At 57.8% G+C, this 16,851-nt stretch carries 12 protein-coding genes; 3 read left to right on the top strand and 9 right to left on the bottom strand.

What is annotated here, in order from left to right:
* Nucleotide 1: 1 nt before the first annotated feature.
* Nucleotides 2–2,797 carry an ATP-binding protein gene (locus tag KO499_RS12815; protein ID WP_215984149.1) on the bottom strand — a complete coding sequence of 932 codons (2,796 nt, stop codon included), beginning with the start codon at nt 2,795–2,797 and terminating at the stop codon, nt 2–4.
* A gap of 96 nt (nt 2,798–2,893) precedes the next feature.
* Between KO499_RS12815 and KO499_RS12820 the strand changes: the two genes are divergently transcribed.
* Nucleotides 2,894–3,127 (top strand): DUF2789 domain-containing protein, encoded by a 234-nt coding sequence (locus KO499_RS12820; protein WP_215984150.1) that lies wholly within the window; start codon nt 2,894–2,896, stop codon nt 3,125–3,127.
* Here KO499_RS12820 and KO499_RS12825 read toward each other — a convergent pair.
* The 7 genes from KO499_RS12825 to KO499_RS12855 form a co-directional block, all read right to left on the bottom strand.
* Nucleotides 3,121–4,581: a GGDEF domain-containing protein gene (locus KO499_RS12825; RefSeq protein ID WP_215984151.1), complete on the bottom strand. Its 1,461-nt coding sequence runs from the start codon at nt 4,579–4,581 to the stop codon at nt 3,121–3,123. The two genes, KO499_RS12820 and KO499_RS12825, sit on opposite strands and share 7 nt — an antisense overlap.
* A gap of 70 nt (nt 4,582–4,651) precedes the next feature.
* Nucleotides 4,652–5,584: a tyrosine recombinase XerC gene (gene xerC / locus KO499_RS12830; protein WP_215984506.1), complete on the bottom strand. Its 933-nt coding sequence runs from the start codon at nt 5,582–5,584 to the stop codon at nt 4,652–4,654.
* 28 nt (nt 5,585–5,612) lie between these two features.
* The gene (locus KO499_RS12835) at nt 5,613–6,359 is read right to left on the bottom strand and encodes a DUF484 family protein (protein ID WP_215984152.1); all 747 of its coding nucleotides are present in this window, start codon (nt 6,357–6,359) and stop codon (nt 5,613–5,615) included.
* 16 nt (nt 6,360–6,375) lie between these two features.
* The gene (gene dapF / locus KO499_RS12840; protein WP_215984153.1) at nt 6,376–7,290 is read right to left on the bottom strand and encodes a diaminopimelate epimerase; all 915 of its coding nucleotides are present in this window, start codon (nt 7,288–7,290) and stop codon (nt 6,376–6,378) included.
* A gap of 14 nt (nt 7,291–7,304) precedes the next feature.
* The gene (gene lysA / locus KO499_RS12845; protein ID WP_215984154.1) at nt 7,305–8,555 is read right to left on the bottom strand and encodes a diaminopimelate decarboxylase; all 1,251 of its coding nucleotides are present in this window, start codon (nt 8,553–8,555) and stop codon (nt 7,305–7,307) included.
* Nucleotides 8,556–8,588: 33 nt separating this feature from the next.
* Nucleotides 8,589–8,750 (bottom strand): LPS translocon maturation chaperone LptM, encoded by a 162-nt coding sequence (gene lptM / locus KO499_RS12850; protein WP_228339946.1) that lies wholly within the window; start codon nt 8,748–8,750, stop codon nt 8,589–8,591.
* Between the two features lie 62 nt (nt 8,751–8,812).
* Nucleotides 8,813–11,668, bottom strand: coding sequence for a class I adenylate cyclase (locus tag KO499_RS12855; RefSeq protein WP_215984155.1), 2,856 nt, complete (start codon nt 11,666–11,668; stop codon nt 8,813–8,815).
* 109 nt (nt 11,669–11,777) lie between these two features.
* On the opposite strand from KO499_RS12855, the gene KO499_RS12860 reads away from it, so the two are divergent.
* Complete coding sequence (locus KO499_RS12860) at nt 11,778–14,222, top strand: EAL domain-containing protein (RefSeq protein ID WP_215984156.1); 2,445 nt, start codon at nt 11,778–11,780, stop codon at nt 14,220–14,222.
* 28 nt (nt 14,223–14,250) lie between these two features.
* On the opposite strand, the gene argH is transcribed toward KO499_RS12860, so the two are convergent.
* Nucleotides 14,251–15,660 carry an argininosuccinate lyase gene (gene argH / locus KO499_RS12865; RefSeq protein WP_215984157.1) on the bottom strand — a complete coding sequence of 470 codons (1,410 nt, stop codon included), beginning with the start codon at nt 15,658–15,660 and terminating at the stop codon, nt 14,251–14,253.
* Nucleotides 15,661–15,782: 122 nt separating this feature from the next.
* On the opposite strand from argH, the gene KO499_RS12870 reads away from it, so the two are divergent.
* Complete coding sequence (locus KO499_RS12870; protein ID WP_416240392.1) at nt 15,783–16,820, top strand: sensor histidine kinase; 1,038 nt, start codon at nt 15,783–15,785, stop codon at nt 16,818–16,820.
* Nucleotides 16,821–16,851 lie beyond the last annotated feature (31 nt).

The raw sequence follows: 16,851 nt of genomic DNA on the forward strand, positions 1-16,851 counted from the left end.
CTTACCCTTCGCGTCCGAGCAGCTTCGGAAACGCCTCAAGGGCACTATTGACCGCGTCCAGATTGAAAGCCTCGACGTCAGCAAGTAGTTTTTCCCCATAGCGGGTGACGGACCGTGAACGGAAACGCTGGCCCCAGGCCAGCACCCGGCGGGCAAAGTCTTTCATTTGTTCCGGATCACCGCTTTCTCTTACTGCCTGCCATTCGTCACCGAAGTCTGCGGCCAGCTGCTCCTTGAGCCAACCCCGCTCCTGCATACTGAGTGTCTGGGCCAGCAGTCGATCCGATTCTTTCGGCGTCCCCTCATCTTCCGCCTGCTCTCCGGTGACCTTCACTCGTGGCAGCACAACCGTAAAGACCGAACCGGTGCCCGGCTCACTCTCCACTTCCAGTTCGCCACCCATCATCCGGGCGAGTTTCCTGCTGATTGCCAGTCCGAGACCAGTCCCCCCGTATCTCCGGGTGTTTTGCCCCTCCTGCTGCTCAAATGCATCAAAAACCCGCTCAACCTGATCCTGCGGAATACCGATACCGGAATCCTTGACCGTGACCGTCAGCTCATAACACTGGCGTTCTGACGATTCCGTCTCTTCTGTTGCAGGCTGCGTTCTGAGAGGCGTCGCGGTTGCCCTTACCGTCACACCACCTTCATGGGTGAATTTGATGGCATTGCCGACCAGGTTAAACAGAACCTGCCTGAGACGAGTCTCATCCAGCATCATAGCTCCGGGCATTTGTGAATCGACGCTCACTTCCAGAGTAATGCCCTGCTCGCGGGCCCGCAGGTCAAAAATGTGCCGAACATCATCCAGGAGACGACGCACCGACACTGCGGAATAGTCCAGCCGCATCTTGCCCGCCTCGATTCGGGAAAGATCCAGAATGTCGTTGATCAACATCAGCAAGCTACGGCTGCCAGCCCGAATAGCGTCCAGATAGTTTCGTTGCTGCGGGTCGGTCACACTATTGCTGAGCAGATCACTGTAGCCGATCACCGCATTCATTGGCGTCCGTATTTCGTGGGACATATTCGCGAGAAACTCACTCTTCGCCAGACTCGCGGCTTCCGCTTCGCGTGCAAGGCGTTCCGCCTCCAGTTTGGCCGCCCGTAATTCATCCTCACTCCGGCGCAGCGCATTTTCGGAACGGATGCGCTCATCAACCTCCCTGGATAGCTTGCGATTCCAGTACAGGAAGATCAGTACCACCAGAACGGCGATCAGCACCACCCGTCGCACCACGGTGTAATCGGTTTCCTGCTCGATATCCAGATGAATCCAGCGGTTGTAGATGGATTCTGTCTCGCTGGCCTCAAGACTGCCCAGAGCTTTGTTCAGTACCCGGTGCAGTTCCGGGCTGTCTTTACGCACCGCCAGGCGCAGATCGTATTGGTAGGGCGTGATGCTGGTAATTCTGAGATTCGACAGTCCCAGTCTGGCCACGGTGTAACTGACTGCGGGGATGTGTGTAACCATGACATCCAGATCGCCATTTGACAGCGCCAGAAGCCCTTCCTCGACGGTATCTACCGGGTACAGATCCAGATTCGGATGGTTGATCAGCAGGTAGTCATGGGCAGCATGCCGGTTAACGACACCCACACGTTCGCTGCGAAGCTCACGCAGATCGCCGATAAATCGGCCATCATCCCGGATAGCGAGCGCAATTGGCACCGTCAGATAAGCCCGGGTAAAAAGGAACGCCTCTTCTGTCCGGGGTGTCCGGGACAAGCCCGGCAAAATATCCACCTCACCGGATCTGAGTTGTTCCTCAGCAGCCAGCCGACTCTCAGCCACGGTGCGTGTAAAGCGGACATTCAGTTCGGTTTCAAGCCTTGTCAGGAGATCCGGAACAAGCCCGGTGGAGCGATCATCCTGAGTATATTCAAACGGAGGCCAGTCAGCACGGAAGGCAACCTTCAAATCTTGATGGTGTTCAAGCCAGTCAATGTCCGAGGCGGACAACTCGAGTCCGCTGCGCTCCATCGCCGGCTGGTCTGCCTGAAGCCATAACTGGCGAATGGCACGATGTTCGTTATGGCTTATTGCCGCGATAGCCTTATTCAGCACCCGGAAAAGAAGATCCCGGTCGGTATCCAGCCGCAACACCACATCCACCGGGCTGTTGTCGAGGAGAAGCGACAGCCCGATACCATTCACCATTGCTGATTGCAGATAGTCCGATACCACCGGCACTGGCGCCAGAAAGGCATCGGCCTGCCCGGAAAGAATCTGACCCACTGCCTCGCTGACGTTGGTCACGGGCACGGGCGTGAATTCTTCCACAGAATCAAGCATTGGGTACTGGTTGGGATCGCCCTCAACCACGGCAACGCGCGTACCCTCGAGATCAGCAAGGGTTCGAATGGCGGCATCTCCGGCGCTGACAAACAGACCATAGGTGAGTGTCATGAGAGGGTCAGTAAAGCGCTTACCTGGCACTACCGGCATTCCCGGCATCCGGGTCGTCAGAACAGCATCAGCAGACAACTCATTCTGAACCGGGCCATGGTCCCGACCGGTTTCGAGAACAACCGGCTCCATGGCAATGCCCAGCTTTTCCGACAACTGGGCAAGATAGTCAATATAGGTGCCGGCAAGGACACCGTTACCGGTATCGAAAACCAAAGGCACCTGGTCGCCGCGAATGCCGATCCGGAACCGTTCCTGATCATCCAGCCAGGCCAATTCCTGCTGCCCGAGCACAGGTGCTGGCGATACTTGCGGGGGATCCGCGCGAACCGGGGATTGAAACAGCGCCAACAGGCAGCATAGTAGAAAGGCAAGGGTAACCTTCACTGGATATCCTCAAGGGTTCCGCTACATTTCAGGGAACAATACCTGCAAACGCCATTGATTTCATTCAGGCAAAAAGCCAATCGGAGACTAATCCACATGGATACCAGCAAACACACCCTCAGCACTCTGTTCGAGCAACTTGGCCTGGCCTCCGATGCCAACAGCATTGAGGATTTCGTTGCCAGGAACTCACCCTTGCCGAGCGAAATTGCAATCCAGGATGCGCCTATATGGTCCGAAAGCCAATCCCACTTCCTCGAGGAAGGCCTTGAGGAAGACAGTGACTGGGCAGAGGTCATCGACGAGCTGGATGCAATGATGCGTCACTGACCGCCGATAACGACCTGATCGCGGCCCGCGTCCTTGGCCTGGTACAGGGCGCGGTCAGCACGGTCAAAGACCGACTCTTCGGTGTCACCGTCAGCAAAGCCTGCCAGGCCAGCGGAGAAAGACACCGTCACCGGCTCTCCGCGGAAATGAAACGGCAGCTTGCCGACATGCTCGCGCAATTTATCGACCACCATCCGGGCGTCCGCCGGCTTGGTCTCCGGAAACAGCACCACGAATTCCTCACCGCCAAATCTGGCCACAAAGTCTGTGGCCCGCAGGCGATCTCTCAACTCCCTTGCTACCAGCTGCAGCACACGGTCGCCGGCCTTGTGGCCGTATCCATCGTTGATCCGTTTAAACAGATCTATATCCAGCACACCCACTGTGAGTGGATAGCTATAGCGTTGCCACCGGTTGTACTCAAAGGAAAGCCGTTCCTGCCAGGCTTCCCGATTGGGTAATTTGGTCAGCAGATCAGTCATGGCGCGCAACCTTTCCGTGCGAACCTGCTCCTGCATCTGCTCGGAATGAGCCTCCATTGCCGCGACTTTCTTTTGCATCGCCTCGAGCTGATCCGCCAGAGCGCGCTCACGTTCCGACTCCTGAATCCGGAAACGGCCCACCGCCTGACCAATGGACTCAAGGTGGAGGCTGACGGACTTCTTGAGGTCCTTCAGATTGCCACTCTCCTGCAATTGCTGCCCTACCCGCTCAATTTCATCACGAATTTCGCGATCAAGAGCTTCGGATGCGTGCAGCCGGCCGGACTGAGCCGAGGACTGGAGCGAAAAATGCTCCTGCAGAACCACCAGTCGCTCATCCAGACGCTTCAGAAAGGCCTCAAACTCGCGTTTGCTGCGGGTAACCGCAGCAATGATCAGCTCAGCAACATGGTTCAACCCATCTCGTAACTCGTTCCAGTCGTTGCTGGTCAGAAGGGACTGCTGCAGCGCCCTGGCCCTGGTCTCGGCTTCCGGCTCCAGCGAAACCTGGGTGAGCAGGTGCCCCAGCAACTGCCCCACCCGACGGGCAATACGCAACCTCTGGACATGGTCCTGAATATCGTGGTCGTGGCCAGGCACAGTCTCTTCCTGGCCAGAGCTTTCCGGCTGCGGGGCCATCGCAGGTTGCGGAGCGGGTTCCCGTACAGAGTCGGAAGACACCGGGGGAATCCGGTCATTGCCAGGAGGTTGCTCATCAAGCAGCGCAACCTGCCGGTCGATCTGGTCCTGAAGTTCTTTCCAGGTATCCACATCCACCCGATTCTTGCGTAGGTCCTGTCGTATCCGGACCAGCAAACGATCCAGTTCCGGCGCCTGTCCTTCGGATGCCAAGCAGGTGCGCACCAACATGCGCTCAAGAGTATTTCGTTCCGCCTGCCACTGCTTTTCCCGATTATCTGCAGACTCTAGTTCCTGAAGGTATTTTTCCTTCCAGGACTGATCCGATGCCATGGAGCGCTCCCGCCTCTATCCTTGCTGTACAGTTAATGATTGCAAAAGCCCACCCCGCCCTTTGGGGGGCTCAGGAACTCTCATCAATGGGTTTCCCATGATACTTATCACGGCGGGCTCTGGGGTGACTCTGATCATAAACCCGTGCCAAATGTTGAAAATCAAGGTGAGTATAGACCTGGGTTGTCGCAATGTCGGCGTGCCCCAGCAATTCCTGAACCGCACGCAGGTCGCCACTGGACTCAAGCATATGGCTGGCAAACGAGTGTCGAAGCAGATGTGGATGAAGTTTCTGGTCGGCTCCGCGACTCACCCCCCAGCGACTGAGTCGAGCCTGAATACTGCGGTGACTGAGTCGATCGCCCCTCTGGCTGACAAACAAGGCAGATTCTCCGTCGTTAGCCAGTGCAGCTCTGATTGGCAGCCACGCTTGAACGGCCGCTACCGCTTTCCGGCCAACAGGCAGTAACCGTTCCTTGTTACCCTTGCCGAGCACCCGGACTTCACCACTGCGCAGATCGACGGTATCGAGATTCAGATTCGCGAGTTCCGCCAGCCGCAATCCAGAGGAGTACATCAATTCAAGCATGCACAGATCCCGAACTTCCAGAGGATCATCCGGCTGGCCATCAAGGAGGTAATTTAATTGATCCACGTCCGCCACCCGTGGCAAGCGACGGGCGCTTTTGGGCGCACGTATATCCAGTGCGGGATTATCCGACGCCCGCTTTTCCCTGAGCAGAAATTGGTACAGGCGCCGTATCGCGGAAAGGTGCCGTGCAATACTCCGGCCAGACAAGCCCTCACCACTGAGCGTGGCCACATAGCGTCGCAGATCATGGTTGGTGACCTGCTGCCACGAGGAAAACTCAGCTCGGGCCAGCCAGCCTGCAAGACGAAGCAAGTCTCGCTGATAACTCTCGCAGGTTCTGGGGGAGTGACGTTTTTCAGAAGCCAGGTACCGGATAAAGTCTGTTAGCGGCCCGGACAACTCACCGGACACCGCAGGACTTTCCGGAACCCCGGACACCCTAGCGGGACTCCGTTGCCATATCAGTGACCGCAGCAGCCGAGGTATGGCGCTGAACCATGGGCGGTAGCAAGCGACTGAGGGTATCGCTGATATAACTCAAGAACAGCGACCCCATGCTCTGATCAAAATAACCTGACTCGCAACTACCCACCGCAAACACACCAACCAGCTCATCATGTCTCAGGGGCATCAGGGCCACAGAAGCAATCGGCTCCTCCCGGTCCGGGAACAGAAATGTCCGCTCGCTTTCGCGGAACTGGCCACAAACGGCCCGCTCGCCTTCCAGCAGGCTGCCCAACCGCTCCCGGGCAACCGATGGGCTCACCACATGCAAAGCTCCCTGGGATGCCTCGGGCAACTCGACGTCGGTGAACAGCAGCACGGAGGCGGCATCCAGACCAAAATCACCCCGGATACTGTCATCGATGGCCGCGGCCATATCGTTGAGTGTTCGCGCCTCAATCACCTGCAGCAACAAACGCTTGCTCTTCTCGAACAGCCGGTCGTTGTGACGGGCGATGGATACCAGCTCCACCAGCTCCCGACGCAGTGTATCCCTTTGCTCCCGGAACAGATGTACCTGCCGCTCAACCAGGGAAATGGCGCGGCCACTGTCATGGGGCAGGGTCAGACTGCGCAACAGTTCGTCCTGTTCGACAAAGAAATCGGGATTGGCTCGCAGGTAATCCGCCACCTCTTCCCGGGTGAGCTCACCGGCCTTCTGGCGGGCCGTTTGTTCTGTCATGGCGTTCTCCTGCCTGTCAGGATCGTGGTTTGTGGGGGCGACCATGCCTGCGTCGGCGACCACCAGACTCACCCGGCAGCCTCAGCTGCCCTTCAAATACGCTGGCCGCAGGCCCTTCCATCATAACAGGGGACCCTTCACCCTGCCATTCGATAACCAGCTTGCCGCCCCGAAGTTCTACTTCGACACGGGAATCCAGCAGTCCTCGCAAACAGCCGGCAACAACAGCAGCACAGGCACCACTGCCGCAGGCCAGAGTCTCTCCCGAGCCTCGCTCGAATACCCGCAACCGGGCATGCGTGCGATCGAGAATCTGCAGGAAGCCGATATTGGCCCGGGCCGGAAATCGCGGATGCCGCTCCAGCCTGGGCCCCAGAGTCTCCACGGGCGCCTGTTCCACATCCTCAACCACCATAACGCCGTGCGGGTTACCCATGGACACGGCGCTGAGTTCCACAGTCTGGCCATCAACATCCACTGTGTAGACATCCTTGCGACGGTCAGCCGCAAAGGGAATGGCCGGCGGGTTAAGCTCGGGCACCCCCATGTTGACCATAACCATGCCATCGCGCCCGACCCGCAGTTCAATCACACCCTTGGCGGTCTGCACCCGAATCAGGGTTTTGTTGGTCAGGCGCTGGTCGCGCACAAAACGCGCAAAGCAGCGGGCACCATTGCCACACTGCTCAACCTCTGATCCATCGGCATTGAAAATGCGGTAGCGAAAATCCACATCGGGCAGACCCGGTGGCTCCACCACCAGCAACTGATCAAAGCCAATACCGAAGTTCCGGTTGGCCAATTCCCGAATGATGTCCGGGCCCAGGCGAAAGGGCTGACTGATCGCATCCACCACCATGAAATCATTGCCCAACCCGTGCATCTTGGTAAAACGAAGCATGGGACCCTGATTCCGACGCTGCTGACTCATTTCTTCGTCTCCGCTCATTCCGGAAGGCAGCTCTCAGGCGCGAGCTGATCTTCAAGAGTTTCACGGCGGCGCGCCACATGCACCTGGTCACCATCGACCATGAGTTCCGGGGGCCGGTTTCGGGTGTTGTAGTTGGAGCTCATGACAAAACCATAAGCGCCGGCAGAGCGAACCGCCAACAGATCGCCCGCCTCAAGGCGCAGATTGCGGTCCTTGCCCAGAAAGTCTCCGGTCTCACAAACCGGACCAACCAGATCCCAGGCTTTTTCCTCGCCGTCCGAATGCGGTGCAACCGGAATAATCGCCTGCCAGGCACTGTACAGCGCCGGACGGATCAGATCGTTCATGGCGGCATCAATGATGGCGAAGTTCCGGTGCTCAGTGCATTTCAGAAACTCAACCCGGGTCACCAGAATGCCGGCATTGGCAGCAATGGACCGGCCAGGCTCAAGAATCAGTTCAAGCTTCCGGTTCCCCAAACGTTCAGCCAGGGCTTTCACATAATCCGACGGCTGCGGCGGCTGCTCCTGGTCATAGGTAACACCCAGCCCTCCACCCATATCCAGGTGATGAATATGCACACCCTGGGCTGCCAGGGTATCAATCAGGTCGAGCACCCGATCCAGAGCATCCAGAAACGGCGAGACGCTGGTCAGCTGGGAGCCAATGTGACAATCCACCCCTTTCACCTCAAGATTGGGTAAACCGGCGGCGCGGGCGTATACCTTCGGGGCTTCCGCAATATCGATTCCAAACTTGTTCTCTTTCAAACCCGTGGAGATGTAGGGATGGGTACCGGCGTCTACATCCGGGTTCACCCGCAGCGAAATCGGCGCCTTCACCCCGAGCTCGCCCGCCACCGCATTCAGGCGATCCAGTTCGGTATCGGACTCCACGTTGAAACAACGCACGCCCACCTCCAGCGCCCGCTTCATTTCCCACTCCTGCTTGCCAACGCCCGAGAACACCACCCGCGACGGGTCGCCTCCGGCCCGCAACACCCGCTCCAGCTCACCGGCGGAAACGATATCGAACCCCGCACCGAGCCGGGCCAATACGTTCAGCACCGCGAGATTGCTGTTCGCTTTTACGGCGTAACACACCAGGTGTGGATGCTCCCGCAGGGCATCATCATAGGCCCGGTAATGGCGCTCAAGCGTTGCACGGGAATAGACATAAGCCGGCGTTCCAAAACGGTCAGCGATGGCAGATACAGACACATCCTCGGCGTAAAGCTCGCCGTCGCGGTAATTGAAATAATCCATGAGATTCCTGATTCGTTAAGCGGGGTCAGTGCGCTAGTTGCTGCTTTGTTCCCGGTCCTGCTGGTCCTGAACAGGTTCCGTTCCGGATGCCATTGAAGGACCCTGGTCATCGCGGTACAACGGTCCTTTCTGACCGCACCCACTGACCATCACAGCCAGCATCAGCACGATGAACGGTGTTGTCCAAGCTCGCATACCTACTACCCCTGAGTTCACTATGGTCGCAGTATACCTGACACCCGCCCCGGGCCGCGAGGTCAGCGCGCCCCGGCGAGTTGCGCATTGAGGGAATTCTCCAGCACCGAACGGTAATAGAGATACTGACTGGTCTGTATGTCCTGCTGATAACCCTGAGGTGCGAGGTCATGGGGCAGATGGACATCGGTCAGATACACCGGGTAATGCTCATCGTTCTGGCGCAGGGAACGAATATAATGCGCCACGGCGGGGATGAGTTGATCGCCGTACTCCTGAACGCTGAACTCCTGATCACCACAAAAAATATCAAAGCGCAGACGGCTGTCGCCCTCCTGAATGCCAACAGCATGCACTTCCAGTCCGGCCAATGGCATACCCGAGTCCGATTCCGGCCGGTACTCCGCACGCCAGGCCCCGTCACGCCGAACAACCTCATAGCATTGAACACCAGCCACAACACCTGACGCATCTGCGTTGCGCAACAGTCGTCGCTCGACGAGGTTGTCCAGAAAACGTAGCACCGGCGCCAGCAGGTGCCTTCGGCTGGTCACCGCCTGCTCCCAACCGAACACCGAGCCTAACTCGTCAACAACCCAGAGCCGGGCCCGCTCTCCCTGAATGAGGTAGAACACCTGGATATTATCCGGTTCACTGGCCAGGCACACGGCCCTCAGAGCCATTTCTTCCTGCAACGCGTAACGATCGAAAACCACGGGCAGATAACGATCCTGAGGCAACGCCAGGTGCTGCATCAACGCCTCGAAGCTCTCGAGTGCCACGAATCCCGGCTCGATACCATTAAACTGCAACAGGAAGTAGCGTCGATCCATCTCGATCACGTAGCGCAACGGATGGGGCCCGGCACCTCCGGCAAAAAAGGGTCGGAGAACATCGGCAAACAATTCCTTGACCCGACGAGCAATAGCCGAGCCGTGCCCCCGATTGTGGCAGTGAACCTGAATGTCGGGCAATTCGGCAGGACTTGCCGCTACAGAGGCCAGAACATTTTTCAGGCATTGGATCAGGGTGTCGCCGGCGGCGTAATGCTGCAGGCTGACCTCATGCCAGCTGTTGAAGGTTATCTGGTCAATGCTGATCACCAGATTTTCCCGGCCACCACTGAAGCCCAGCGAATCGTGTCTCGAACTGAGTTTGTGAAGCCCCTTTTCCGTGAGGTGCGCCTGCGGGTCAACGCCTACGTTCACAAGCAGCAGATTTCTTAAAGGCCGAACACCCCGGGACAATGCCGCTCGGTCAGCCGACGCAATCGGAAATGGCAGGAACGCACGAAGAGCATCCAGCATTTCCCGTAACTCGCTGACCGAGGCAATACTGGTTCCGGAACGCACATTCAGACGTGTAGAGCGGGTCAGCAGACCGTTGCAGTAACACCACACCATCAGTTCGGCTAGATTGCCCGAGCGTCGGATAACGGGCTGCCAGAAGGCATCGGCCGGGTCTTCCAGGTCCCGGTATAACAACCAGCCATCCGCATCTACGCCCTGCTCCGACTGATGATGGAACGCCAGATTCTCCTCAGCCAACGAGGGCGCCAAACCCGGATTAATCAGTTCAACCTTGCCTGCTTTTCGTTGAAACGCGGCATAGAGCTTGCGTCCTAACAGGTTGATATCGTTAGCACTGATAGCGGCACGCTCACCGTGATCCCTGGCCATTTTAGAGAGCAACCGGTAACCGTGGGTGAGTTCGTTGACGACAATGCGGCGCAAGATGGTGACATCCTCAGCCCGCCAGCGCTGACGCTCATCCAGTTCTGTCAGCATGTTCTCGGACCAGCCCCAGCGTTCTACCAGTTGACGCAGCAAGCGGGCACGCCACTGTTGCCCCGACTCCGACCGGGTCAGTGGCAAACCGGCTTTCAGGTACAGACTCCGACGAATCAGATCCAGCCGGGCGGCACTGTCGGGACCGGCAAGCCACTCCTCCAGGCGATCGTACAACATCAAATAAGGATCGAGACCGTCCGCATCAGTCTCTCCCCGGAAAACCGCCCGTTTAAACTCGCTGGATAACAAGGCCTCGCCGCGGGTACTCGCATAGCATTCGATCAGAAGCAGTTTAAGAATAGACTTCCATGGCGCATCGATCCCCTTGTACAACTGCCAGACACCGGCCCCGAGAAACTCTGCTTCCGGGATCGCCGGCACCGGCCCGAAATCGATGTAGTCCTCGGACCGCACAAACCGGCAATCCACCAACTTGCGCATGCACTCGTTATAGTTTGCCTCTTGCTCTGCGGGAATCAGCCACCACATGGGCCAGGCACCAGCGAGATGAATGCTGGTTCGGTAGAACTCATCCAGCAACAAAAAGTGCTGGGCACTACCACAGTTCTCGCCAGTCACCTCTGCCCGCTGCCGTCCGGCCCGCCAGTCCGAGGCACAGAAGACGAAAACGTGAAGCTCCACACCAAGGGATTCCGCCCAGCTGGACAGTTTTTCGGCTTTGCGTTCGAGGCAACGAATTCCACGCTCCGACAAATCATTGCGATGACAGAGCCAGACATCAAAATCACTGGCCACCGAATGTCCCAGAGTTCCAGGGCTGCCCATCAGGAAAATAGCGTCCAGATCCGGTTTCCGCTTGCCCTCATCCTTCAGCGTAAAGGTTCTGGCCAATCGGCGGGCCGCATTGATCGTGGTCGGTGACGGCTGGTAATTGCTCAGACCATACGGGCAATCGCGGTCAAGGTAACCGGGCAATGCCGGATGGTTGAGATGGAAAACCAGAGGCAGAATTTCCAGCACCATTTGCTGGCGATAAGGTAGCGCCGAATGAGCACGGCTCCAGCGCTGCTGATTGACCAGTAGAAACCGATCTCTCAGACACCGGAGAGTCTTGCGATCTATTCCCTCCTCAAAATCGAGGGAAATCGGGGCAGCATGGGCAGTCAAGGCGACTCCGCAGAGAGGTTCTTTTCAGGTTCAGTATGAGTATGATATTGGCATCGTGGCAAAACCTTTAAAAAAATAAAAGCTGCAGAACCCGCGAGGCTCTTCCACTGTGAAAGAATTCATCATCCGCCGCTACCGCTCGGAGCAGGCTCCTGCGACCGAACGCAAGACCCTCTTACGCATCGACGATGAAGGCAAAGTGCTTTTCGCCGACCATCAGGCCGAAGCCGTTCTTGGCTATGAGAGCAGTGAACTGGAGGGTCAACCGGTGCACCGGATTCTGGCTTCACGCCAGGATGATCCCTTCGCCCCAGCTAACCGGCACCGGATTGAACGCGGTCAGAATGTGTTAGTGACCTTCAGGCACAAGGAAGGTTTTTTTTACACGGCCTGCCTGAGCCTCCGGATTGATATGCGGGATTCCGACAAGGCAGCGAGCGCCACGATAACACTGTGCGACAGTGCCACCAGAGATCCTCGTCTGTTGCGATTAGCCGAGAAAGGTGCCGGCTTCGGTACCTGGGAACTGGACACACAAACAAATGAACTGACCTGGACCGAGGGCATGTTCCAGCTCCTTGAGCTGAAAGCCGGCACCGACATCACCCCCGAACAGGCGCTTTTCTACTGCCAGACCGGGCAAGCCAGGGTCCGCGCGATGTTCCGGCGCTGCCTGCGCACCGGCGAGGCCTTTTCCCTTGATCTTGACATTATCACCTCGCGCCAGAATCAGCGCAGGGTAACTCTCAGTTGTCGGGCATTGAAACAGGAAGGCAGGATTCCACGACTCGGTGGCACCCTGGTAAACCGCACAGCCGACATGCAACTGGACAGAGCTCGCCAGCAGGCCAGCACTATTCTCTCTGCAACCACCACGGCCACCACCGATCTGGTTGTCGCCGTTGATGCTTCATTCAACCTGCTTCACTTCAATGAGGCCTGGGCCAGACAGTTTTCCGAGACGTTCGACCGGCAACCCGAAGCAGGCGATAACCTGAGCGACCTCCTGCAAGAGTTTCCAAACGAACGCAGACTGATGGAACGGCTCTGGCATCGAGCCTTCGAACGCGACAGTTTCGTGGTCGAAATGCCCATGGCCCAGCAATCCCGTGAGCTGCCAGTGCATGAATTCCACTATCAGCGACTGACCAACGACCAGGGCGAAGTGACCGGCGCCGTGCACGTGGCACGACGGATCCAACCGAAACTGAACCATGCCTCAAGCGAGGAATATCGCATACGACACGACCCGGTGACCGGCCTGATGAACCGCAAGACATTCATCGCCCGGATACTCAAAACCCTGGGGCACACATCCCGCCGGGACTCCTGTGACAGCCTGCTCTACCTTGACCTTGATGAGTTTGAGCGCTTTAACGACCTCGCAGGAAGTGGCACGTGCGACCGCTATCTGCGGGAATTGGCCGGCAATCTCGGTGTCCGCGTGCGTCAGCGGGACTCCCTGGCCCGCCTGGCCGGAGACACCTTCACCCTGTTCATTGAGAACTGTCCGGAAGCGCGAGCCCGAAAAATTGCCCAGGAGACCCTTGAGCTGATCAGTAACTTTGTCTTCGAGTGGCAGGGCCAGAAGCTGCAGACCACCGCTTCCGGCGGCCTGCTGATTCTCGACGACGACACGCCCGTCGACCCGGAACAGTTGCTGAGCCAGGCGGCAGACCTGTGCCATACCGCCAAAATGTCCGGTCGCAACCGGGTCCACGCTGCCAGGGCTGCGGCCCATCAGGCCGACGATTCAACCGCCGGCAAACGGGTCGAGCAGATCCGCAAAGCACTGGACAAGCAACATCTCATTCTCGAATACCAGGCTATGAGACCCGTGGCGAGCCCCACTTGGGGTGACCATATTGAAATTCTCTGCCGCATTCCGACATCGGAAGAAAACGAAACGACACTCAAGCCCCACGATTTTCTTCCTGTTGCAGAGCGTTTTGACCTCGCCAAACGGCTGGACCGCCAGGTAATCCGGCAAACCCTGAACTGGCTCGCCAGGCAACCGTTGCTGCAGCCACGATTGAAATACTGCGGTTTCAACCTGTCGCTGGCCAGCGTGCTGGACGATACCTTCCCCGATTTCATGGCCGGAATCCTGAGCGAATCACCGTTTGATCCTGGTTGTTTCTGCCTGGAAGTTCGCGAGGCTCACGCCACCCAATATCCTGATGACGTTGCGGTGCTGTGTGACGCGCTGCACCAGGCAGGCTTGCGCATTGCCCTGGACGGCGCCGGGGCCTCCGTCGAAAGTTACAGCCTGGCAGCCAGGCTACCAGTGGACATCATCAAGCTGGATCGAAGAATGGTTCAGAAACTGGATGAGGATCCGGTACAGCAGGTCATGCTCGAAGCCCTGCACCGGATCGCCGAGGCCGCCGGCAAGGTCACAGTGGCAACATTTATCGAGAACGAGGATGCACTGCGCAAGGTCCGTACCCTGGGCATTCATTACGGCCAGGGTTACCGGCTGTTCCGCCCTCGCCCCCTGGCCGAACTCACCCCGGCGGCGGTGGATCTGACCACGGGGCGGATTGGCGGCTAGCCATCCAGCCCCGTATCAGGCGTCAGGCTCAGTCCAGCTGAGCGCGTGCCCGGGCAACCGCCGCGCGAACCTGGTCCGGCGCTGTTCCACCGAGGTGATCACGGGCCTGAACAGAACCTTCAAGGGTCAGGACTTCAAAGACATCCGCGCCAATGTGATCGGAGAACTGCTGCAGCTCTTCCAGAGTCATTTCAGACAGATCACGCCCCTCAGCCACACCAAAGGCCACGGACTTACCAACAATTTCATGGGCATCCCTGAACGGCACGCCTTTTTTCACCAGGTAATCGGCCAGGTCGGTGGCCGTGGAGAAACCGCGCTTGGCCGCTACCCGCATGTTGTCAGCCTTGGAGCGAATGGCCGGAATCATGTCAGCATAGGCCTTCAGGCAGCCCTTGATGGTATCAACGGTATCAAACAGGGGCTCTTTGTCTTCCTGATTGTCCTTATTGTAGGCCAGCGGCTGGCTCTTCATCAGGGTCAGCAGGCTGATCAGATGGCCATTAACGCGGCCGGTCTTGCCCCGGACCAGTTCAGGCACATCCGGGTTCTTTTTCTGAGGCATGATTGAGGAGCCGGTGCAGAACCGGTCCGGCAGGTCGATGAAATCAAACTGGGCAGACGTCCAGAGAACCAGTTCCTCGCTGAACCGCGACAGGTGAGTCATCAGCAGTGCCGAAAAGCTGCAGAACTCAATGGCAAAGTCCCGGTCGCTGACCGAGTCCAGGGAGTTCTCGGTCGGCCGATCGAAGCCCAGCAGCCTGGCCGTCATAGCCCGATCAATAGGATAGGTCGTACCGGCCAGCGCCGCCGCACCCAGAGGCATCACATTCACCCGCTTCCGGCAGTCCTGCAGGCGTTCGGCATCACGCACCAGCATTTCATACCAGGCCAGTAAGTGGTGTCCGAAAGTCACCGGCTGTGCAGTCTGCAAGTGAGTAAAACCGGGCATGATTGTATCCGCCTCCCGCTCAGACAGATCCAGCAACCCGGATTGCAGGCGTTTCAGCTCTTCGGCAATGACATCGATTTCATCCCGCAGGTAAAGGCGGATATCGGTAGCCACCTGATCGTTACGGCTCCGACCGGTGTGAAGCTTCTTGCCGGTAATGCCGATACGGTCGGTGAGGCGTGCCTCGATGTTCATGTGAACGTCTTCCAGACTCACAGACCACTGAAAGTCGCCGGCCTCGATATCAGCCCTCACGCCATTCAGGCCTTCGATAATCTGGTCCCGCTCTTCATCAGTGAGAACACCAACCTCGGCCAGCATGGTGGCATGGGCGATGGAACCGGTGATGTCGTGGTGGTACAGCCTCTGGTCAAACCCCACGGATGCGGTGAATTTTTCCACGAAGGCATCGGTGGGTTCGCTGAAGCGTCCGCCCCAGGGTTTTTCAGAGCTTGTGGTCTGGTCAGACTTTTTCTGATCCGTCATGGTCTATCTTTCCTGCTGACAGCCCGGCATTATCTGGCGGGAACTGGATAAATTGAACGTGGCGGGAGTATAGCATTCTGACCCGGGTAAAGGAGACACCCCGAAACGGGGACAAAGGTGTGATAGCGAACGACTTCTTCGTTCCCGATCTGTGCCGGGTGCGAGCCGTATTTCTGCTGCTGATCACCAGTGAATTGCTGGTTCTGGTGCTCGCTATCGTGCAGGCAGACCGAAGCTGGATCGACTGGAATTACTTCGGTTTGCTGTCACTGTTTGTCCAGTGGACCACACTCACCAGCGTCGCCCTGATCTGTCTGTTACGAACCAGACTTGCCCGCATGTCAGTGTCCGGCGCCACGATGGCCATTGCACTTATCGTCTTGCTGGATGTACTGGCGTTCAGCCTGTTTGCCGACAGCGTGCTGCATCCGCAGACTGGCGTGGCCGTCTGGCAGGGCGTAGCCAAGAAAATGCTGTTGGCTCTGTTGATTGTGCTGATGGTGCTTCGCTATTTTTACCTGCAGCACCAGTGGCAACAGCAGCGGGAAGCAGAAATGCAGGCGCACCTGGCGTCACTCCAGGCCAGGATACAGCCCCACTTCCTGTTCAACAGCATGAATACCATCGCCAGCCTGATCGCCATCAATCCGGAACGGGCAGAAGAAGCCGTGCTGGATCTTTCGGAACTGTTCCGCGCCAGTCTGCGAACCGGCGACCAGCTGATCCCACTGGCCAGAGAACTGGAATTGTGCCAGCGCTATCTGGCGATAGAATCCTTGCGCCTCGGCGACCGCCTGAATCTTGAGTGGCAGATCGAAGAAGGCCTTGAGCAACAGGCCATTCCACCTTTGAGCCTGCAACCACTGGTGGAAAATGCCATTTACCATGGCATTCAACCGCGCCCGGAAGGTGGCACCGTGCGCATTGAAGCCCAGTCTAAAGGCGACTTTGTCTACCTGCTGGTACAGAACCCGAAGCCCGACAAGAATGACCAGCAACACAATGGCAACCGCATGGCCCTGACCAACATCCAGTCCCGGCTCCGGGCCCTGTTCGGCGAACCGGCAGTGTTGAAGAACAGCCACCAGAATGATGTATATACCGTTACTTTGAGGTTACCGAGGAAAAAGGCAGGCGGACAGGAAACCCGCCCGACATGAAACTCCATGACAACAGGGAACCGAAACAACC

The organism is Marinobacter sp. F3R08 (assembly GCF_018860425.1).
Taxonomy (GTDB): Bacteria; Pseudomonadota; Gammaproteobacteria; order Pseudomonadales; family Oleiphilaceae; genus Marinobacter.

Excerpts from the sequence above, each read along its gene's own strand:
- KO499_RS12820 (WP_215984150.1), top strand. The coding sequence starts at position 2,894 with ATGGATACCAGCAAACACACCCTCAGCACTCTGTTCGAGCAACTTGGC.
- KO499_RS12825 (WP_215984151.1), bottom strand. The coding sequence starts at position 4,581 with ATGGCATCGGATCAGTCCTGGAAGGAAAAATACCTTCAGGAACTAGAG.
- KO499_RS12835 (WP_215984152.1), bottom strand. The coding sequence starts at position 6,359 with ATGACAGAACAAACGGCCCGCCAGAAGGCCGGTGAGCTCACCCGGGAA.
- dapF (WP_215984153.1), bottom strand. The coding sequence starts at position 7,290 with ATGAGTCAGCAGCGTCGGAATCAGGGTCCCATGCTTCGTTTTACCAAG.
- lysA (WP_215984154.1), bottom strand. The coding sequence starts at position 8,555 with ATGGATTATTTCAATTACCGCGACGGCGAGCTTTACGCCGAGGATGTG.
- lptM (WP_228339946.1), bottom strand. The coding sequence starts at position 8,750 with ATGCGAGCTTGGACAACACCGTTCATCGTGCTGATGCTGGCTGTGATG.
- argH (WP_215984157.1), bottom strand. The coding sequence starts at position 15,660 with ATGACGGATCAGAAAAAGTCTGACCAGACCACAAGCTCTGAAAAACCC.